Genomic DNA, 19,374 nt, shown 5'->3' with positions numbered 1-19,374 from the left:
GCCCCGGAGCCGGTGGAACCCCGGAGCCGGTGGAACCCCGGAGCCGGAGGGCGGCCGTTTGACCTGCCGTCGCGCCGACCGCTTTGCTCTTCCCGGTCGACGTCGGTCGTCGTCGGTCGGTTCGGGTGGGACATCGAGGGGGCGCTGAGCATGGCGGGCAGGAGGTCGTTGGGCCGGCAGTTCGGGTGGCTGTGGGCGGCGTACGCGGTCAGCGCGTTCGGCACGTTCCTCGCGTTCGACGCGTTCTCCCTGATCGCGATCCTCGTACTGCACGCCGGGCCGACCCGGGTGTCGGTGCTGGCGGCCACGGGTCTCGCGGTGGGGGCCGCGCTGGCGGTGCCCCTCGGGCCGTGGGTGGAGTTCCGCCGCAAGCGGCCGGTGATGATCGCGACGGACCTGACCCGGTGCGCGGCACTGCTGAGCGTCCCCGCCGCGTACGCCCTCGGCCTGCTCGGTTTCGCCCAGCTCCTGGTCGTGTCCGTCGTCGTCGGCGCGGCCGGCATCGCCTCCACCGCGGCCGGCGGCGCCTACCTGAAGGCACTCGTGCCGCCGCAGGACCTGCTCGTCGCCAACGGCCGGTTCGAATCCACGACCTGGACCGCCACCCTCCTCGGCCCGCCCGTCGGCACGGCCGCGATCGGGCTGTTCGGCCCCATGACGACCCTGGTGGCCGACGCCGTCAGCTACCTGCTGTCGGCCGCCGGGATCCGGGCGATCGGCGGCAGCGAACCGCCGCCCGTACGCAGCGCCGCGCACGGGAAGCGGATCCGGCGCGGCGACCTGCTCGAAGGGTGGCGGTACGTCCTGAACCACCCGACCCTACGCCCCCTGTTCTTCAACACGGTCCTGGTCAGCGGCCTGATCATGGCGACCTTGCCGCCGCTCGCCGTCCTCATGCTCGACGGCCTCGGGTTCGCGCCCTGGCAGTACGGGCTCGCGTTCGGCCTGCCCTGTCTCGGCGGCATCATCGGTTCCCGGCTGGCCCCCCGACTCGTCGAGCGGTTCGGACGGCGCGGGGTCATGCTCACCGCCGGGGCGCTGCGCGCGTGCTGGTCGCTCGCACTGGCCTTCGTACGGCCCGGCGCGGGTGGGCTCGCGCTCGTCATCGTCGTCGAGTTCGCACTGATCACCTGCATGGGCGTGTTCAACCCGGTGTTCGCCGCCTACCGGCTCGAACGGGTCCCGGCGGACCGGGTCGCCCGCACCCTGTCGGCGTGGTCGGTCAGCAGCAAGGCGACCGTCGCGGCCCTGACCGGGCTGTGGGGCCTGCTGGCCGGCATGATCGGACCCCGCGCCGCGATCGCCGTCGCCGGTCTCCTCATGCTGGCCACCCCCTTCCTGCTGCCCCGGCACGACGACGCACCGCACCCCGAACGGGACCCGGCTCCGAGCCGGACCTGAAACGGAGGCACCCCCCGCCAGCGCACGCGGCGAACGGCGGGGCACCGGTCCCGGATCGTCCGTGTGAATCCTCAACTCCCGGGTGGAGCAAGGAGATCCACGAGCGTATGTTGGTCCGGCGCAGCGGGCTCCCACCCGCGCGACGGCTTCACTGACGGCTCGTCACGGACCTTCACCAAGGGGGGCGATGAAGCAGCTCGGCGACGGGGACCCGCGATGGGTCGGGCCCTACGCGCTGGTCGGGCGGCTCGGCAGCGGCGGCATGGGCGCCGTCTACCTGGGGCGTTCCGCCGGCGGCCGGACCGTGGCGGTGAAGGTGGTGCGCACCGACCTCGCCCGCGACGAGGTGTTCCGCGGCCGCTTCCGCCGCGAGGTGGAGGCGGCCCGGCGGGTCTCCGGGGCGTTCACCGCGCCCGTGGTGGACGCCGACACCGAGGCGGACGTGCCGTGGATGGCGACGGCGTTCGTCGTGGGCGTCCCGCTGGACCGCGCCGTCATCGACCGGGGCCCCCTCCCGGCGGGCACGCTGTGGACGCTGACCGCCGGCCTGGCGGAGGCCCTGGCCAGCGTGCACGGCGCCGAACTCATCCACCGCGACCTCAAACCGGCGAACGTCCTCCTCGCCCTCGACGGGCCGCACGTCATCGACTTCGGCATCTCGCGCGCGGTCGACGGCACGGCCATGACGTCCACCGGCGCCATCATCGGCTCGGCCCCCTACATGTCGCCCGAGCAGGCCGTAGGCCAGGCCCTCACCCCCGCCAGCGACATGTTCTCCCTCGGCTCCACCATCGCCTTCGCCGCAAGCGGGGAGCACCTCTTCGGCGAGGGCGCCGCGGCGGGCGTCCTGTTCCGCATCGTGCACACCGACCCGGACACCGGCGTGCTCCCGCCCGGCCTGCGGGACCTCGTGCGGTCCTGCCTCGCCAAGGACCCCGGGGACCGTCCGACGCCGCGCGAGGTGTCCGAGCACGTCGAACGCGCCGGCCCGCCCGTCCCCTCGGGCGGGTGGTTACCCGAGGCCGTGGCGGGCGACGTACTGCGCGCGCGGGCCGTCCTGACGTCCCTGCCGGCCGACACCCCCGCCCCGCCCCACGGGCCGCCCGCGACCGGCCCGGACGGCACGCTCGTCCACGAAGGCCCGCCCGCCGTCGCCGACGCCGGCGGGCGTCCGCAGCCCGCCACCGCCAGCCGCCGGCGGATCCTCCTCGGCCTGGCCGGCGGGGCCGTCGCCGCCGCCGGAGCCACCGCGGCCTGGATCGCCGGCGCACCGGGAGGGGGCACCCGGGGCGGGGGGAGCCGCGGCGTCCCGCGCGTGCCGCGGCCCGACGGGGACGGCGTACGCGAGGCCCGCCTGGCGTGGAAGGCGCAGCTGAACTCCCCGAGCGCCCAGGTCGTCCCCGCGAACGGGCTGGTCATGTGCGTCACCCTCCAGGACGTGCAGGCACTCGACGACAGCGGCCGCCCCAAGTGGACGGTCCGCGGCGCGGACAACGGGATCACCTTCGCGGTGTACGGCCCGACCCCCAACACCGTCGCCGCGTTCCACGACGGACGGCTGTACGTGGCCGGCATGACCGCCACGCTCCCGGTCGGGCGGACCGCCGTGGCGGCCATCGACGCGGCCTCCGGCACGGCCGAGTGGACGGTCTCCCTGGACCAGCCGCACACCAAGGGCGGCCTGTTCGTGCCGGGGGCGCGGGCGGGCAGGGCGTACGTCATCGGGCTCGGCGACGGGCAGGACCACGGCCCGCTGCCCCAGGGCGTGCACGTCTGGTGCCTCGACCTGAAGGCGCGGCGGACCGCCTGGTGGTACGGCGACGGCACCGCGTTGTACTTCTCCGCCCTGCCCGCGGGCAGCGACAAGGCGCTCTTCGCGACGACCGGCGCACTGGTCTCGTTGGACGCGGCCGGCAAGGCCGCCTGGACGAAGGCCTTCACGGCGGAGGCCTTCGAGGCGTCCGCCCACCACTACCTCGTCGTCGACGCCGACGGCAGCCTGCGCGCCCTCGACCCCGACAGCGGTGCCGAGGCCTGGAACGTCCCGGGGGTCGCCGGGATGAGCGTCCGCGGCGGAGCCGTCGCCTCCGCCCCGGACGGCGCGCTGCTGTACGTCCTGCTGAAGGACGCCGACGGCGGGTTCTCCCTCGGGGCCCTGGACGCCGCGACGGGCCGCACCGCGTGGCGTACGCCGCTGCCCGCCGAGCCGGCGGCGAGTCCGGCGTCCTCACCGGGCACGGCGGGCCCCGGGGCCTCCACGGCCTCGATCCCGGGCGGCGCCCGGCTGCTCTGCGCGGACGGGAACGTCTACCGGATGGGTGCGGACGGCGTCGTCTGGGCCGCCGACCCGGCCGACGGGAAGCTGCGCTGGAAGTACACCGGAACGAAGGGCACCGACCCCGGCCGCCTGGGCTGGGCCGCCGGCGACGGCCGCCTGTGCATCACCGACCCCGGCGCCGCGACGGTCGCCGTCCTGCGCGCGAACGGAGAGTGAGACGACGTGGGCGTTCGGCCGCTGACCCCCGCGGACCCGGTCCGGGTGGGCCCGTACCTGCTGCTCGGCCGGCTCGGCGAGGGCGGCATGGGCACCGTGTTCCTCGGCCGGTCGGCGGGCGGGCGTACCGTCGCGGTCAAGGTCATCCGTACGGAGTTGGCCGGCGACGCCGCGTTCCGGGACCGGTTCCGGGCGGAGGTCGCCGCCGCCCGGGCCGCCTCCGGGGCCTTCACCGCCCCCGTGGTCGACGCCGACACCGGCGCGGAGGCGCCCTGGCTGGCCACGGCCTTCGTACCGGGGATCCCGCTGCACGAGGCGGTGGCGCTGGGCGGGCCGCTGGAGGAGCCCGCGCTGTGGGCCGTGGCCGCCGGCGTCGCGGAAGCCCTGGTGAACATCCACGCCGCGGGGCTGATCCACCGCGACCTGAAGCCCTCGAACGTCCTGCTGGCCCTGGACGGCCCGTTCGTCATCGACTTCGGCATCGCCCGTGCCGCCGCCGGCCCCGCCCTCACCGCGACGGGCCTGGTCCTCGGTACCCCCGCGTACATGTCGCCCGAGCAGAGCCTCGGCGACCCCCTGACCCCGGCGAGCGACGTCTTCTCCCTCGGGTCGACCCTCGCCTTCGCCGCCCGCGGGACCGCCCCGTTCGCCGCCGGGCCCGTCTCCGCCCTGGAACTCCAGCGCCGGATCGTGCAGGACGAGCCCGACCTGTCGGGCGTCCCGGACGGGATCCGGCTGCTGATCGCCGCCTGCATGGCGAAGAACCCCCTGGACCGCCCCGAGCCGCGGCAGGTCGTCGAGGTGGTCGAGCGGATGGCCGGGGTCCCGCGGCGGGCCGGCGCCTGGCTGCCGCCCCTGCTGGTCGAGGCGGTCGAGGCGGTGGCCGCGGTCCTCGCCCCGACCCTGCCGCACCGCCCCGGCGGCCCGGCTGCGGACGGCGACGATCCCGGCCAAGGGCCCCCGTCCGGCACGGGGTCGGACGGGGTCGCGCAGCCGTCCGGGCCCGGAATCCAACCACCACCGGCGTCGGCACCGGCCCGTCCCGGCCGGCGCAAGGTCCTGCTCGGCCTGGCCGGCGGAGGCCTCGCGCTGGCCGCCGGCGGCGCCGTGGCCGCCCGGGCACTGCGCGGCGCGGGCGGCACGTCGGCGGGCGCCCTGACCGACCCGGCACGCTCCCTCGCCACCGACACCATTGCCAAGCCCCTGTGGACGGCGGAGACGGGCGGCCCCGTGACCCAGGTGACCGGCGATGCGAACACGGTCGTCGCCGTCACCGGCACCCAGGTCCGGGCCTTCGACCTCGCGGGCAAGCCGCGGTGGGAACCGGTGCCCAACGTGTCCGACCCGTCCGGGGCGTACTTGGCCGGCGACCCCGCCGCCGTCGCCGACGGCCTCCTGTTCGTCATGTCCCGCGCGGGCCTCGCCCACCAGGGCCGCGTCCTGCACGCCCTGGACCTCGCCACCGGCAAGGAGGCGTGGCGCATCGCAGCCGGGCAGGACCTGTGGATCCGGTGGGCCTGGATCCCCGGCGTCCTCGACGGCGTGGTCTACGTCAGCGGCTCCACCATGCCGTACGGGGACCTCGACGCCGCGCTGAAGGGCGGCTCGGCGGGCGTCCCCGGGTCGAAGGCCTTCGTCTGGGCCGTCGACCCGGCCGCACGCGCGATCCGCTGGGAGGTCGACGTCGACGACCGCTCCGCCGGGCAGAGCAGGCTCAAGGTGCCCTCGTCCGGCAACCGCCTGCTGTGGGTGACGGCCAATGCCGACGGGAGCACCCCGCGGATGACCGCCCTCGCCACCGCGGGCGGGAAGACCCTGTGGGAGCAGCCCACCCCGGGCGGTGCCGGCAACTCCCTGTCCACCTACTTCGTCGGCCTGGTCCCGTCCTGGAACGACGGGCCCCACTCCTCCGCCGGCGACCGGTTCCTCCACCTGTCCGACCACCTGTACGCCGTCGACGCCGCGAACGGTCAGGTGGCGTGGGCCTCGCAGGGGAAGAGCATCTTCTACACCGCGGTGGCGAGCCCCGACGGCCGCACCGTCTACGGCGTGGCAGCCGGCGGCGTGGGTGCCACCGTCGTCCAGGCTTTCGGGGCCCGCGACGGCACGGTCCGCTGGGCGGGGACCCTGCCCATGGCGAGCGTGGGGCCCGTCGCGGTCCAAGCCACGCCCGACACCGTGTACGTATGGCTCCGGGGCAGGTTGTGGGCCCTGGCCGCGGACACCGGCCTGGCCCGTTGGAGCCACGAGCTGGGCGGCGCCGGAACCACACCCGGCGCCGCCCAGATCGCCCTGTGGACCAACGGCGACCGCGTCTACGGCGCCGACCACCAGGGCGTGACGGCCCTTTCCACCAAGGGCCACTGACGTCCCGTCCGCTCGGCTCACCGCCCGGCCGGACGGCGCGGGCGGTGACGGTGCGGCCGGGGGCGCTACTTGATGCGGTACAGGCAGCCCTTGGGGTTCTTCCCACCGTCGTTGTCGGCGACCTGCTTGCCGTCGACCTTGATCACACACGAGGCCTGCTGCAGCGCCCCGTCGGCCCCCTGGACCGAGCCGGGGACCACCGTCAACAGGCGGCCCGACTTCTGTTCCGCTCCGATGAGCTTGATGGTCTCCGTCTTCGTCCACGGCAGGGTCTGCTGCTCGAAGCCGCTCGTCTCGGCGTTGTACATGACCGAGGTCCTGCCCTGGCCGGACACTTCCAGAGTCACCTCGTGCGTGGCGCTGTCGCCGCCCGTCTTGGCGTCCGGCGCCTTGGCCGCCGGTGCGACCTCCTGGGACGTCGCCGCGCCCTTGGCGCCGGCGTCGCCCGCCTTCGCGCCGCTCTCCTTCCCGCTGTCGCTTCCGCAGCCGGTCAGCAGCGCTGCCGCAGCGAGCAGTGCCAGCCCCGTAACCGTCTTGCGCATGTTCCCCGTTCTCCGTTTCTTGGCATGCCTGTTCGCGCGTCCCCTTGAACGAAGGGGACGACGTCCCATGATCCAATCACGCCCTGTGTCGGTGACTCGCCACCGGGGGGTGCCGAAGCGGGGGCAAGCGGACATCTTGTCTCGCTGGGAGTGAGACTCGGCTACTTTCGGTAACGGATGGGGGTGGCGCGTGCCTTCCGGGAGCTGGTCCGGCCCCCACGGATGCGACCAGGGGACCGGTTCCGGATCGGGACGGTGCCTGCGCGGCGGACGGCCCGTCAGCAGTGTTCGGGGCCGGGGACGTCGAAGCTGCCCCGCTCCCGCGAGGGCGGCTTCGGTCGGGTGGACGGCTGGGGACGCGGCAGTTCTACCGGCCTCTTCTGCGGCGGAGGCGTCCTCGGCGGGTACGACGGCGGCAGCTTCGGGCCCCTGCCCTCCACGACATCGCTCATGCGGCCACGCTACGCCCGGACCGCAGACGCGGTGGCGAGAACGGCGGACTCGGCACGTGTGGGCCTTGGTCGCTCGCGCCCGATGTGTCGCTGCCGGCGACCGCGCCCGGCGTCGAGGGGGGCGGCTCCGTGAAGGGAATCCACCGCCGCGACGAGTTGCACCGCGCAGGGGCCGGGCCGACCCCTCCCGCCCGGCGGCAGAACCCCGTCGCCAGGTGCCCGTGCCCCGGTCGACCGGGAGCTCGCGCCAGCCGCCCGGCAGGAGCGCACGGCCGAGGCACCCTCACCGACCGCCGGGCGGAGGTCCGTTACCGCCCCGGGGCCCCTTGCGCTCCGGACCGGCGGACCTACGGTTCCGTGCGGGGGGCGGGGGTGAGCGGGGCTCCGTTCAGCTCGGTCTTGCCGGGCCCGGTCCACCACAGCTCGCCCTCCGCTGTGAGGTAGGGCACGTCCCCGTCCACCACACCGCCGTGGTCGAGCGCGTCGGCCACCGCGGTCAGGTACACGGCCAGCGACGGCCAGCCGTCGTCGAAGCAACCGACGTCGTCGTGCGCCGCATTGCCGAGGCGGCCGCGGCCGGGGCCCTCACGCATGTCGATGATCTGGGAGTCGCCGTCGCTCTCGGCCCAGGGGATCCACTGCGGGTGCCACCAGGGCTCGCCGTCCCCGTCGGGTTTGGTCAGGTCGGCGTCGTCCCCGGCGATCTCGACGCACATCTGCCAGTGGTCGACGATCCCCGCGACGGACAGGGGCGGCTGCTCGGGCACCAGGTTGGCCCAGGTGGTGATCCCGTTGTGGCAGGCCAGCGATTCCAGGAGGTCGGCGGGGAAGCGGACCCCCATCGCCTCCTGCGCGGCCTCGACCTCGGCGGGGTCCGCCGGCGGCGCGAGCAGCGCGTACGAAGCGGGGGCGTGCCGCTGCATCCACGCGTCGATCCTGGCCCAGGAGCGGGCCACCGGCTGAGGCGCCGGGAAGGTGAGCACCTTGCGCAGGCCCTGCAGGCTCCACAGCCAGTGGGGGTACCGGTCGGTCTCCGCCCACAGTTCCCGCAACTCGGACTGCTCGGCCCCGACCCGGTCCAGTGCGCGGACGGCCACGTCCCGCAGGTCGGCCGGGAGTACGGGAACGGGCTGGTCCGGTCCGTACGCGCTGGTCACCGGCCGGCTGCCGGGGCACTGGGCGGCGACGAGGGCTGCCGCGGCCACCGCTTCGACCGCCAGGTGCTGGTCGAGGGGGGCGTCGTCGGCGTCGAGGACGCGGGCCAGCGCGTCCCGTACGAGGCGGGGCCGGTCGTGCTCGGCGGCCTCGTCGAGGGAGGCGCAGAAGTCCGCGGCGGTGTCGTTGTCGAAGGGGCCGACGTCCCAGGTGCCCATGGTTCTCCTTCCGGATGCTGATCCGCGGATCGTCGCAGGCGCCACTGACAGCGGCTCGGCCGAGCACCCTGCGCCCGCTTCGAGACGGCCGTCGGCAACCCCGTCCGTCACCTGCCGTGGAGGAAGAAGCGGGCCGGGACGAAGAGTTCGTGGCCGGTCAGGAAGCGGACGCGCACCCCGGACTCCGTCCACGTGGTGGATTCGACGCCCTTCGAGCCGAGAGCGGTGTCCACGTCCACCCAGTGTCCGTAGGAGAGACCGGAATCCCTGCCGATCATCATCTTGTAGGAGTCCCGACCGGACAGGCTGTGGCGGTGCACCAGCCCGAGGAAGTGCGGCGACCCGTCCTCGTAGGCCAGGGACGAGGGGGCACTGCTGCGGTACGTCACGTCCGTCCGCGGCCACCACAGCACGGTCATGAGCGCCGTGGTCAGCAGGACGCCTGCCACGCCGCCCAGCAGGAACCTGCCGGTTCCGGTCGTCCGGCGGGGGTGTTCGGTCCGGGCGGGTCGGTCCGGGGGTGACGTCTCGATGATGCCCTCCAGGGTCGGCGTCGCTCCGTGCCGTCGGCCGGAGTCGGGTCTGCTGCGAAGGACGTGGAACCGGGCCGATCGGTTGTCATGCGCAGCGCCCATGGAGCAGGGCCCGTCCGCGCGGGCCGGTGGCTCACGGGGTGAGGACGGTCTTGCCGGTGACCGTGCCGGACTCGGCCAGGCGCAGCGCCCCGGCGGCGCGCGCGAGGGGGAGCCGGGCGGCGATGCGGGGGGTTACTCCGCTGCGACCGGCGGCGGCGAAGACTTCGGTGAGATCGGCCCGCAGTCTGCCCGGCGTGCACCCGCGCGCTGCGGTGGAGCATCTGCCAGGCGGTGATGCCGTTGACGACCAGTGTCTCCGCCTCGGCCGCGGCGAGGTGGTCCGGCACGGGTACGACGTCGTCGGCGTCGACGACGACGTGGCTGGCCCAGCCGCCGACCTTCACCAGCGCGCCGACCCGCTGCCCGACCAGGCCCGGATCGGCTCCCTCCCCGACCGTCACGACCGTGCCCACCAGGTCGTACCCCGGTACGAACGGGAACGGCGGCTGGTCGTCGTACCGCTCGCGACGCATCTGCTGCTCGAAGCCGGCACCGCCGACCTCCCCGGCCTCGCCGACACCCTGCGCGAGTGGGCCCTCGAAGACCCCCAGCGGTACTTCCTGGTCTACGGCACGCCCGTCCCCGGCTACCGGGCGCCCGAGGACACCGTCCACATCGCCGACGAGATCACGGCCGTCCTGCTGGACGCCTGCCACGCCGCAGGCCCGGCGGCGGGCGCCGCCGGGCCCCTCGACGCCCACCTCGACGCCCACCTCGCCGAGCACCGCGCCCGGGTGGGCGAACACCCCGCCCCGGCACCGACGCTCCGCCGGGCCCTCACGTTCTGGACCCGACTGCACGGCGTCCTGTCCCTCGAACTCGCGGGCCACTTCACGGGATGGGGTTCGACCCCGCCGTGCTCTACACCGGCGAGACGGAAGGCCTCCTCCGGGCCGACGGCGCCTGACGCGAGCGGACGGTGTCGAAGCGTGCGACGAGCGCCGTCGCGTCATCGGCGTCGAGGCCGATCCCGAACTCATCGGCCAACAGCGTCGGCAGCTCCTCGGCCGGCACCCGGCGGCTCTCCGCCGTGAAGTCCGGCAGCAGCGTGGTGAGTTCCGTGTCGTGCAGGACGAGCCGCCGGTCCGCCGCGGGCCTCTGCACCAGCAGTGTGTCCTGGAAGGGCGAGCGCGGGTGCGTGTAGGTGAAATGGCTGGTCATGAGGTAGTCGATCGGGAGGCGCGGCTCCGTCCCGATGGCGTACAGGTCGTACCAGCCGTGCTGCCGCAGCCGGCGCAGCACCAGGGGCCCGGGCATGCCCGCCGTCGGGCCCTCCTCGCGGACCAGCCCGTACGTCCAGCCGCCCTGCCGCACCACCTCGCCGTCCCGCAGCCGCAGCGGGGCGAGGAGGCCTTCGGCGCCGAAGCCCACGTCCGTGAACCACTCCTCGCCGTCCAGCTCCACCCGCAACGACGCGTGCGTGGCCGGGAGCGTGGGCCCCTCGTTCACGCGCACGCGCGACGCCGTCGCGGTGAAGGCGAAGCCGATCGCCTCCAGGGCCGCCGCGTAGAGGAGCGTGTGCTCGCTGCAGGTGCCCCCGCGCTGCCGCCGGACCATCTTCGCCTGGAGGGACTCCAGATCGAGCCGGACGGCCCGACCCAGGACGGCCTCCAGGTTCTCGAAGCCGATCGACGCGACGTGCGCGGCGTGCAGCGCACGCAGCACCTCCGACGTCGGTTCGCGCGCGCCCTCGTACCCGATGCGCGCCAGATAGGCGTCGAGGTCCAGCCGCTCCGCGCCCCATACGCAACCGCCCGGCCCGCCCATGTGATCCTCCGTCACTACGTTCGTCGTCCGTCGTCCGTCATCCGTGGTCCCGACCCGCGCCGCGCCGCGACGGCTCGGAATGCGACCACCACGCTGCCAGGCCGCCGCACGGCTCCGGGACGTCGGCGCCGACCCGGATGAGCGGCCACCCCCCGCCGCACCGCTGCCCAGCTCGGAGCACGACCTCCGACCCCGGTGACGCCCTGTCACCCGTACGGGGCACGCCGAGGCGGGCCCGCGCCGATCGGCCGCGTACCGACCGGCCGCTCCCCGGGCTGCCGCCGGCCGGTGAGTCGCAGGTGAGCCCGCGGTGAGCGCTCCCCCCGAAGGTGATGACGTCACCGGTCCGACCGGAGGCAGGCAGGGCAGGGAGCGCCGGGCACGGCACGGCACCGGCCGAACACGCGACCCGCACCACACAGCAGAGGCAGAGGAGCACCGACATGGGCGAGCAGCAGCTGACCGGCAGGACCGCACTGGTGACCGGAGGGTCGCGCGGCATCGGACGGGCCGTCGCCCTGCGTCTGGCCGCCGAGGGGGCGCTGGTCGCGGTGCACTACGGCGGGAACGAGACCGCCGCCGACGAAACCGTGGCGCGGATCACCGGGGCGGGCGGGCGCGCGTTCGCCGTCCGGGCCCGGTTCGGTGAGGCCGGAGCGGTGGACCGGCTGTTCGAAGGGCTGGCCCGCGGGCTGGCGGAGCACGGCGCGAAGGGCCTGGACGTCCTCGTCAACAACGCCGGCATCATCTCGGGCCACTCCATCGGGCAGGTCACGGAGGAGGAGTTCGCCACGCTGATGGCCGTCAACGTGAGCACCCCGTTCTTCGTGATCCAGCGGGCGCTGCCGCTGCTGAACGACGGCGGCCGCATCATCAACACGGGGTCGACTGCCAGCCGGTTCGCGGTCTCCACCCAGATCGGCTACACGGTCAGCAAGGCGGCGCTGGAGGCCATGGGCCCCTCCCTCGCCAACGAGCTGGGCCCGCGCGGCATCACGGTGAACACGGTCGCGCCCGGAGCCGTCCGCACCGACCTGACCGCCGGCTACACCGCGATCCCGGAGGTCGTCGCCGGTCTGGAGGCGATCTCCGCGCTCGGGCGGATCGGCGAGCCGGAGGACGTGGCCGACGTGGTGGGCTTCCTGGCGGGCCCGCAGGGGCGCTGGGTGACCGGCCAGACCGTCGACGTCTCCGGCGGGACCTGGCTCGGCCCGATCGCCGCCGCGCCCCGCTGAACTGCCCTGATTCCACTGGGGGATAATCGCCGGCATGTGGTTCGGCATCCTCGGTGAGACCCAGGCACGGCAGGACGACGGGACCGAGGTACCGCTCGGTGGACCCGCACGGCGGGCCCTGCTCGCGCTGCTGCTGATCCGCCCGGGCGCGGTCGTGTCGGCCGAGCGGCTGGCCGAGGAGATCGAACCGGGCGGGACCGTCTCCGCGCACGCGCTCCAGTCGCAGGTCTCCCGGCTGCGCACGGCCCTGGGGCGGGCGGCCCCCATCGAACGGGTCGGCGCCGGCTACCGGATAGCCGTCGCGGACGAGGCCGTGGACGCCGCCCGCTTCGAACGACTGGCCGCCGAAGGGCGCACCGCACTGGCCGACGGCGACCCCGTACGGGCGGCCGCGGTGCTGCGCTCGGCGCTGGAACTGTGGCGCGGCCCCGCCCTGGACGGGCTCGACGGCAGCGGGACGGCCCGGGCCGCGGCGGGACGGCTGGAGGAGGCGCGTCTCGCGGCCCTGGAGGACCGGATCGAGGCCGAACTCCGACTCGGCGAACACCGCGGCGCCGTACCGGAGCTGCGCGAGCTGGTCGGCCGCCACCCGCTGCGGGAGCGGCTGGCCGGTCTGCTGATCCGCGCGCTGTTCGCCCAGGGCGGGCGGGCCGAGGCGCTGGTGGTGTTCGAGGCGACCCGGCGGCACCTGGCTGACGAGCTGGGCGCCGACCCGTCCGCCGAACTCGGCGCACTGCACCGTGAGTTGCTGGACGCCGCGCCTTCGTCCGCGCCCGCCGCGCCGCCCGCCCAGCTGACCTCGTTCGTGGGCCGTGAGGAGGCCGTGGCCGAGGCTGCCGGGCTGCTGCGGGTGTCCCGGCTGGTCACGCTGATCGGACCCGGCGGTGTCGGCAAGACCCGGCTGGCCGTCGAGGTCGCGGTCACCGCCGACCCGGCCCGTGCAGTGCATGCAGTAAGTGCAGTAAGTGCAGTAAGTGCAGTCCGTGCCGCCGGCGGCGCGGCGGCAGCGGACGCCGCTGCAGCAGCCGACGCCGTCTGTTTCGTCGAGCTGGCGGCACTCCACGACAGCGGATCACCGGCACAGGCCGTACTGGCCGCGCTCGGACTGCGCGAGAACGGCCTCCAGATGGGGGACGCCGCCCCGCGGACCGCGATCGACCGGCTGATCGCGGCCCTCTCCGACCGCGTCCTCCTGCTCGTCCTGGACAACTGCGAACACGTCGTCGACGAGGCCGCGGCCCTGGCGGCCCGCCTCCTCGCGGCCTGCCCCCGGTTGCGCGTGCTGGCCACGAGCCGCGAACCGCTCGGGGTCATCGGCGAGCACGTCCAACAGGTCCGGCCGCTGGACGACGCCGCCGCGGTACGCCTCTTCGCCGACCGGGCCCGGGCCGTGCGCCGCGGCCCGACCGGCGACCCCGAGGTCGTACGCCGGATCTGCACGGCCCTCGACGGCCTGCCGCTCGCCATCGAACTCGCGGCCGCACGCCTGCGCACCCTCGAACCCGACGACCTCGCCGGACGCCTCGACGACCTCCTCGGCATCACCGCCCGCGGCAGCCGCACCTCAGCCGAACGGCACCGCACGATGCGCTCCGTGGTCGCGTGGAGCTGGGACCTGCTGTCGGAGGCCGAGCAGCGCGCCGCCCGGCGCTTCACGGTCTTCGCCGGCGGCGCGACGGCGCACGCCGCGCTGGAGGTGTGCGGCACGGACGCCGACACCCTGGAGTCACTGGTCGACAAGTCCCTGGCGGAGGCCGTGGGCTCCGGGCGCTACCGGATGCTGGAGACGATCCGCGCGTACGGCACCGAACGGCTGGAGGCGGCGGGCGAGGGCGAGGCCACCCGGCGCGCCCACGCCCGGAACCTGCTGGAGCTGCTGCGCCGCGCCGACCCGCACCTGCTGCGGGCCGAACAGCTGGAATGGCTGCCGCGCGTGACGGCCGAGCACGACAACCTCCTGACCGCACTGCGCTGGGCGGTCGGCGCCCGCGAGGTGCCCACCGCCCTGGAACTCCTCGCCTCGGCCGCGACGTCCCTGTGGATCCGCGGCGCGTCCGCCGCTGCCGCCCCGCACGCGATCGCCCTGCTCACGGCTGGAGCCGACACGTCGGAGGTCGGCACGGGGGAAGCCGCCACGGGGGAAGCCGCCACGGTGGAGTCCGGCAGGGTGGAGGCCGTCGCCTCCGCCGAGGGGCTCGGCGAGGAGTACGCCGCCTGCGTGCTGTTCGCCGCGTCCACCGTGGCCGGCCGCCCGCTCTGGCAGCGCCACCGCGCGACGGCACACGAGGCGCTGGCCGCGGCGTGGCCGGGCGACCGCGCGGGCCGGTACCCGGTGGTCCTGCTGCTCTGGATGATGCGGCACGCAGGGGAGACCTACGCGGCGGAGACCCCGAACAGCCCGCACGCCGAGGACGTCGAGGACATCCGGCACGCGCAGGACGCCCACGAGGCCCGAAGGGCGTTCGGGCTCGTCTCCTCCCAACGCGACTGCCCCGACCCGTGGGCGCGCGCGGCAGCCCGGTACGTGTCCGGCTACGCGACCCTCGGCGAGGGCGACCCCGAAGGCGCCGAGCGCGCCTTCGACGCGGCCGCCGAGCAGTTCCGAACGCTCGGCGACCGCTGGGGCACCGCGCTGGCCCTGGACGCCCTCGCCGGCCTCGCGGGCGCGTACGGCGACGCCGCCCGGGCCGTCGCGCTGACCGACCGGGCGCTCACCCTCACCGAGGAACTCGGCGCCGTGGAGGACTCCGCGGACCTCCTGGTCAACCGGGGCGACCACCGCCTGCCCCACGACCCGGCCGCGGCCCGCGACGACTACGCCTCGGCAGCCGCCCTCGCCCGCGGCAGCGGCAGCCCGGCGGCCCTCGCCGCAGCCCTGCGCGGCCTCGGCGACATCGCCCTGCGGGAGGGGCGCCCGGACGAGGCGGAACGGCTCTACACCGATGCGCTGGACCGGATCGACCCCCACTGGGTCAAGAGCCTCGGCAACCGGGTGCGTTGCCTCGGCGGGCTCGGCCGGATCGCCGAGGCCCGCGGCGACCGTGCGGCGGCCCGGGCGTACTACGGCCGCGCCGCCGGATCCGTGGCCGCGGTGGGCCCGTCCGTGCCGGACGCCCTGCGCATGATGGGCCTGCCCGAAGAGCTCGTCACGGCGGTGAGCGCGCGGTGAGCGCCCCGTAAGCGGGCCCCGGCAGGCTCACCGGCATGACGAACGCGAACGCGCACCCGAACCCGGCGGCCCCGAACCCGACCTCGAACCCGGCGGGCCAGAACCCGAGCCTCCACGTCCTGATCTCCGGCGCCTCCGTCGCCGGGCCCGCACTCGCCCACTGGCTCCACCGGTACGGCTTCACCACCACGATCGTGGAGCGCGCCCCCGCCCTGCGCGACGGCGGCTACGCCGTCGACTTCCGGGGCGGGGCGCACCTGTCGGTCCTGCGGCGCATGGGCATCCTGGACGCCGTCGAACGCGCCCGCACGGGCACCGGCTCCATGGCGTACGTCAACGACGCCGGCAAGCCGGTGGCGGAGCTCCCCGCCGACCTCTTCGCCGGGGACGTGGAGATCCTCCGCGGCGACCTGGCCCGCATCCTGTACGACGCGACCGCGGCGCACACCGAGTACGTCTTCGGGGACTCGATCACCTCGATCGCCGAGGACGCGCACGGCGTGGACGTCACCTTCGAACGCGGCGCCCCGCGCCGCTTCGACCTGGTGATCGGGGCCGACGGCCTCCACTCCACCACCCGCCGCCTGGCCTTCGGCCCGGAGGAGGACTTCGTCCGCCACCTGGGCGTCTACTGCGCCGTCTTCACCACCGCCAACCACCTCGGCCTGGACCGCACCGGCCACGCCTACCGCACCGCGAACCGGCTGGTGGCGATGTACAGCGCCCGCCGGAACACCGAGGCCAAGGCCGTCTTCTACTTCGGCTCCCCGGACCTGGGCCTCGACCGCCGCGACGTGGCGCGGCAGCAGGACGTCCTCGCCGAGCAGTTCACCGGCAACGGCTGGCAGAGCGACCGGCTGCTGCACGACATGCGGTACGCGCCGGACTTCTACTTCGACTCCGTCGCCCAGGTCCACATGGGCCGCTGGACGCGCGGCCGTGTCGCGCTGGTCGGCGACGCAGCCCACTGCCCCTCGTCGCTGTCGGGCATGGGCACGGGCCTCGCCCTGGTCGGCGCCTACGTCCTCGCGGGCGAACTGGCCGCGGCGCGCGGCGACCACCGCATCGCGTTCGCCCGCTACGAGGAGGAGGTACGGGCGTACGCGGAGGGCTGCCGCAAGATGGGCGACGGCGTCGCCAAGCTCATGGTCCCCGGCAGCCGCATCGCGGCGGCCCTCCTGAACCGCTACTACAAGCTGATGCCGTACCTGCCGGGGAAGGACATGGCGGCGAAGATCGCCCGCAGGACCGCGGAGAACATCACCCTGCGTGACTACCCCTGCTGACACGGATCCGGGCGCCGCAGCGACATCACCACCCACTTGCACTTAGTTCAAGTCCACGGTTATGGTTCTTCACGTGCCGGACTTGAACTAAGTGCAAGTCCTCGAACCGGGAGGTCCCCCATGAACGCGCTCGCCGTTGCCGCCGCCGTCGCCCAGCTCCTCGTCGCCGCCGCGTTCCTGAGCATCCCGCTCCTGCGCCACCGCTTCGGTGCGGTCGCCAAGGCCGCGGCGGTGGCCGAGCTGCGCCGCCAGGGCGTCCGGCCCGCGGTGCTGGAGGAGAACAAGCTCCGGTTCGACGCGAGCGGTCACGAGTGGTGGGCGCCGGGCGCCTTCGCCGTCGTCAACATCGCCGCCGCCGCGCTCAACCTGGCCGGTAGCCCCTGGGGTACGACCCTGACCTGGGTGTTCTCCTCGATCGCGTTCCTGGCCAACATCGCGATCCTGCAGAGCCAGCTGGGCGCGGTGAAGTCCGTCCGGGCCGCGTTCCGTCGCAAGGGCGACGCCGAGCTGCTGCGCGTCGACGTCCCCGCCTTCCTCGCCGCCGCCGAGGGTGCCTTCCCGGCCTGGACCCGCGTCCTGCAGAACGTCCGCCACACCGTCGTCTTCGCCGGCTCGGCCCTCGCCCTGACCGCCGCCGCCCTCATCTGACCCGCAGCCGGAACCCTCCCGCACACGTGTGAAGCACGCAGGCCACCATCCCCCGGCGGGGGATGGTGGCCTCTGTGGTTGCGTGGTGCGGGGTCAGCCGATCAGCTTCTTGTAGGCCGCGGCGTCGAGCAGGCCGTTGCCCGGGGCGCCCGCCTTCGGCTTGATCTTGAACAGCCAGGCCTCGTACGCGCCGTCGTTCACTTCCTCGGGCGTTTCGACGACGTCCATGTTCACGGCGACCACTTCGCCACTGACCGGGGAGAAGATGTCGGAAGCGACCTTGACCGACTCCACGACGCCCACGGCCTCCCCGGCCTCGACGGCCCTGCCCACCTCGGGCAGGTCCAGGAAGACGATGTCCCCGAGTGTCTTCTGGGCGTGGTCGGTGAGGCCGATCGTCACCGTCCCGTCGCCTTCGGTACGCACCCACTCGTGCTCGTCGGTGTACTTGAGATCGGTAGGGACGTTCGACACGGCAGGGCTCCCTGGAAGACGACGTAAGGTGATCAACCGGTTACACGGTGCCATGTCGGCCGGGCTTACGTGATGACTTACGGAGGGGGCGCGCCCAAAGCCCGGCCGGCTGTGTGGCTCGGGCCGACCCCGACGGGTGGAGCCGGACGTGCGGGTCAGGGCGTGCCGGGCGGCTGCCGCTCCGCCAGCTGCTCCTGTGCCCATTCGGCCCACTCGCGCTGGGTGGCGCTCAGCCGCAGGCCCCACTCCATGACGATCCGGCCGTAGACCGACAACGAGTCCTCCCCCTGCGCCACGTTCCTGCCGAGCTCGGCGAGCCGGTCGTTGCGTTCCGCGGCGCGTTCGGCCTGTCGGCGCAGGTAGGTGAGGGCCTCGTCGGGTTCGAGCTGGTCGAGGAAGAAGACGCGCAGGAGCATGTCGCTGCGGCGGACCTGGGTGGGCTCGACCTCGGTCAGCCAGTGGTGCAGCTCGCTGCGCCCCTCGGGCGTGATCGCGTACTCCTTGCGGCCGCGGGGCCCTTCGGCGGCGACGGTCACCAGCCCGGACTTCTCCAACTTGCCCAGTTCCCCGTAGAGCTGGCTCTGGGTGGCGGGCCACACGTTGGCGAGGGAGACGTCGAAGGTGCGCAGCAGGTCGTAGCCGCTGGCCGGTCCACCGGCGAGCAGGCCGAGTACGGCGTGACGAAGGCTCATGGCCTCACGTTACACCTTTGACATGTCGGCGCAGGACCCTCTACCTTCGACATGTCAGTTATGGAATGTCACCCGAGAGGTTGGGTCTCGTGTTCGGTTACCTCCGTTCGTTCCTGCCGTGGATCTCCTTCGCCGTCCTCAGCACCAACGGCCAGTACCGGTACGGAGCCCTGGCCGGCTTCCTCCTGGCGGCCGTCCTGCTGGTGGTGGACCGCAGGGCCGGTCGCCCCTGGGACGCGCAGATCATCGAGATCAGCTCCGCCGTCTTCTTCGGGGGACTCGCGGTGGCGGCCTTCGCGGTGACGCCGGCGCCGCTCGGCGCGTACGGGCCGGCCGCCTCGGTGGGCTGGCTCGCCCTCACCGCATGGGGATCCCTCGCGATACGGCGGCCCTTCACCCTCGGCATCGCCAAGACCATGGCACCGCCCGAGGCCCACGGGACCAGGATCTTCCGGCGTGTCAACACGGTCGTGACCACCGCCTGGGCGGCGGCCTTCACGCTGAACGCGGCCGGACTGGCCCTCCTCCTCCACTACGCCCCGCACGCCACGACCGCACTGCTCGCCGTGAAGGTCTGCGGCTTCGCGGTCCCGGCGGTCTTCACGGCCCGCTACACGCAGGCCACCACCCGGCGGCCCGGGGCGGCGGCGGGCTGAGCGGCGCCCTCACAGGTGGCGGCGTGCGATCGCGACGAAGGCGTCGATCAGCTCGCGCGTGGCGTCACGCCGGGGCAGCAGGGTGTCGAGGGGGGGGGGGGGGGGGGGCCCGCCCCCCCCCCCCCCCCCCCCCCCCCCCCCCCCCCCCCCCCCCACCCCCCCCCCAAACCCCCCCCCCCCCCC

At 74.5% G+C, this 19,374-nt stretch carries 16 protein-coding genes and 2 pseudogenes; 9 read left to right on the top strand and 9 right to left on the bottom strand.

The window, feature by feature from the left end; translation table 11 throughout:
* Positions 1-150 precede the first annotated feature (150 nt).
* The 3 genes from ACZ4VL_RS26430 to ACZ4VL_RS26420 all read left to right on the top strand — a co-directional run bounded on the left by ACZ4VL_RS26430 (position 151) and on the right by ACZ4VL_RS26420 (position 6,262).
* Positions 151-1,401, top strand: a complete 1,251-nt coding sequence (locus ACZ4VL_RS26430; protein ID WP_468204568.1) for an MFS transporter — start codon at positions 151-153, stop codon at positions 1,399-1,401.
* Positions 1,402-1,588: 187 nt separating this feature from the next.
* Entirely contained in the window at positions 1,589-3,895 is a 2,307-nt protein-coding gene (locus ACZ4VL_RS26425) for a protein kinase domain-containing protein (protein ID WP_468204566.1), read from the top strand.
* A 6-nt stretch (positions 3,896-3,901) separates the two neighbouring features.
* Positions 3,902-6,262 (top strand): protein kinase domain-containing protein, encoded by a 2,361-nt coding sequence (locus tag ACZ4VL_RS26420; RefSeq protein WP_468204565.1) that lies wholly within the window; start codon positions 3,902-3,904, stop codon positions 6,260-6,262.
* 65 nt (positions 6,263-6,327) lie between these two features.
* Here ACZ4VL_RS26420 and ACZ4VL_RS26415 read toward each other — a convergent pair whose 3' ends face one another.
* From ACZ4VL_RS26415 to ACZ4VL_RS26390, 6 genes and pseudogenes are all read right to left on the bottom strand, one after another.
* Complete coding sequence (locus ACZ4VL_RS26415; protein WP_468204564.1) at positions 6,328-6,804, bottom strand: hypothetical protein; 477 nt, start codon at positions 6,802-6,804, stop codon at positions 6,328-6,330.
* A 278-nt stretch (positions 6,805-7,082) separates the two neighbouring features.
* Entirely contained in the window at positions 7,083-7,256 is a 174-nt protein-coding gene (locus ACZ4VL_RS26410) for a hypothetical protein (RefSeq protein ID WP_468204562.1), read from the bottom strand.
* A gap of 347 nt (positions 7,257-7,603) precedes the next feature.
* The gene (locus ACZ4VL_RS26405) at positions 7,604-8,629 is read right to left on the bottom strand and encodes a DUF4259 domain-containing protein (RefSeq protein ID WP_468204560.1); all 1,026 of its coding nucleotides are present in this window, start codon (positions 8,627-8,629) and stop codon (positions 7,604-7,606) included.
* A 107-nt stretch (positions 8,630-8,736) separates the two neighbouring features.
* Positions 8,737-9,264 carry a hypothetical protein gene (locus ACZ4VL_RS26400; RefSeq protein ID WP_468204559.1) on the bottom strand — a complete coding sequence of 176 codons (528 nt, stop codon included), beginning with the start codon at positions 9,262-9,264 and terminating at the stop codon, positions 8,737-8,739.
* 31 nt (positions 9,265-9,295) lie between these two features.
* Entirely contained in the window at positions 9,296-9,448 is a 153-nt protein-coding gene (locus ACZ4VL_RS26395; RefSeq protein WP_468204636.1) for a zinc-binding dehydrogenase, read from the bottom strand.
* Positions 9,447-9,815: pseudogene (locus ACZ4VL_RS26390) on the bottom strand (alcohol dehydrogenase catalytic domain-containing protein); the annotation flags it as partial. The pseudogene ACZ4VL_RS26390 and the gene ACZ4VL_RS26395, both read right to left, overlap by 2 nt.
* Here ACZ4VL_RS26390 and ACZ4VL_RS26385 point away from each other — a divergent pair.
* Positions 9,750-10,171 (top strand): annotated as a pseudogene (locus ACZ4VL_RS26385) (TetR-like C-terminal domain-containing protein); the annotation flags it as partial. The pseudogenes ACZ4VL_RS26390 and ACZ4VL_RS26385 sit on opposite strands and share 66 nt — an antisense overlap.
* Here the strand turns inward: ACZ4VL_RS26385 and ACZ4VL_RS26380 are convergent.
* Positions 10,126-11,046, bottom strand: a complete 921-nt coding sequence (locus ACZ4VL_RS26380) for an arylamine N-acetyltransferase family protein (RefSeq protein WP_468204557.1) — start codon at positions 11,044-11,046, stop codon at positions 10,126-10,128. The pseudogene ACZ4VL_RS26385 and the gene ACZ4VL_RS26380 overlap by 46 nt on opposite strands.
* 428 nt (positions 11,047-11,474) lie before the next feature.
* Here ACZ4VL_RS26380 and ACZ4VL_RS26375 point away from each other — a divergent pair, with 428 nt between their 5' ends.
* The 4 genes from ACZ4VL_RS26375 (at position 11,475) to ACZ4VL_RS26360 (ending at position 17,369) form a co-directional block, all read left to right on the top strand.
* Positions 11,475-12,266, top strand: a complete 792-nt coding sequence (locus ACZ4VL_RS26375; RefSeq protein ID WP_468204556.1) for an SDR family oxidoreductase — start codon at positions 11,475-11,477, stop codon at positions 12,264-12,266.
* A 34-nt stretch (positions 12,267-12,300) separates the two neighbouring features.
* Complete coding sequence (locus ACZ4VL_RS26370) at positions 12,301-15,435, top strand: BTAD domain-containing putative transcriptional regulator (RefSeq protein WP_468204554.1); 3,135 nt, start codon at positions 12,301-12,303, stop codon at positions 15,433-15,435.
* A 35-nt stretch (positions 15,436-15,470) separates the two neighbouring features.
* On the top strand, positions 15,471-16,721 hold the full coding sequence (locus ACZ4VL_RS26365; RefSeq protein WP_468204552.1) for an FAD-dependent monooxygenase: 1,251 nt from the start codon (positions 15,471-15,473) through the stop codon (positions 16,719-16,721).
* Positions 16,722-16,841: 120 nt separating this feature from the next.
* Positions 16,842-17,369 (top strand): hypothetical protein, encoded by a 528-nt coding sequence (locus ACZ4VL_RS26360; protein ID WP_468204551.1) that lies wholly within the window; start codon positions 16,842-16,844, stop codon positions 17,367-17,369.
* 93 nt (positions 17,370-17,462) lie between these two features.
* Here ACZ4VL_RS26360 and gcvH read toward each other — a convergent pair whose 3' ends face one another.
* Entirely contained in the window at positions 17,463-17,843 is a 381-nt protein-coding gene (gene gcvH / locus ACZ4VL_RS26355; protein ID WP_468204549.1) for a glycine cleavage system protein GcvH, read from the bottom strand.
* 155 nt (positions 17,844-17,998) lie between these two features.
* Positions 17,999-18,535, bottom strand: coding sequence for a PadR family transcriptional regulator (locus tag ACZ4VL_RS26350; protein WP_468204546.1), 537 nt, complete (start codon positions 18,533-18,535; stop codon positions 17,999-18,001).
* Between the two features lie 89 nt (positions 18,536-18,624).
* Between ACZ4VL_RS26350 and ACZ4VL_RS26345 the strand changes: the two genes are divergently transcribed.
* Positions 18,625-19,191: a hypothetical protein gene (locus ACZ4VL_RS26345; RefSeq protein WP_468204544.1), complete on the top strand. Its 567-nt coding sequence runs from the start codon at positions 18,625-18,627 to the stop codon at positions 19,189-19,191.
* Positions 19,192-19,374: the final 183 nt, after the last annotated feature.

The organism is Streptomyces sp. NPDC029014, from assembly GCF_055564695.1.
This window is presented reverse-complemented; position numbering and strand designations above follow the sequence as displayed.

Coding starts and splice junctions, on each gene's coding strand:
- ACZ4VL_RS26430 (WP_468204568.1), top strand. CDS start 151: ATGGCGGGCAGGAGGTCGTTGGGCCGGCAGTTCGGGTGGCTGTGGGCG.
- ACZ4VL_RS26425 (WP_468204566.1), top strand. CDS start 1,589: ATGAAGCAGCTCGGCGACGGGGACCCGCGATGGGTCGGGCCCTACGCG.
- ACZ4VL_RS26415 (WP_468204564.1), bottom strand. CDS start 6,804: ATGCGCAAGACGGTTACGGGGCTGGCACTGCTCGCTGCGGCAGCGCTG.
- ACZ4VL_RS26410 (WP_468204562.1), bottom strand. CDS start 7,256: ATGAGCGATGTCGTGGAGGGCAGGGGCCCGAAGCTGCCGCCGTCGTAC.
- ACZ4VL_RS26405 (WP_468204560.1), bottom strand. CDS start 8,629: ATGGGCACCTGGGACGTCGGCCCCTTCGACAACGACACCGCCGCGGAC.
- ACZ4VL_RS26400 (WP_468204559.1), bottom strand. CDS start 9,264: ATGGGCGCTGCGCATGACAACCGATCGGCCCGGTTCCACGTCCTTCGC.
- ACZ4VL_RS26375 (WP_468204556.1), top strand. CDS start 11,475: ATGGGCGAGCAGCAGCTGACCGGCAGGACCGCACTGGTGACCGGAGGG.
- ACZ4VL_RS26370 (WP_468204554.1), top strand. CDS start 12,301: ATGTGGTTCGGCATCCTCGGTGAGACCCAGGCACGGCAGGACGACGGG.
- ACZ4VL_RS26365 (WP_468204552.1), top strand. CDS start 15,471: ATGACGAACGCGAACGCGCACCCGAACCCGGCGGCCCCGAACCCGACC.
- ACZ4VL_RS26360 (WP_468204551.1), top strand. CDS start 16,842: ATGAACGCGCTCGCCGTTGCCGCCGCCGTCGCCCAGCTCCTCGTCGCC.
- ACZ4VL_RS26350 (WP_468204546.1), bottom strand. CDS start 18,535: ATGAGCCTTCGTCACGCCGTACTCGGCCTGCTCGCCGGTGGACCGGCC.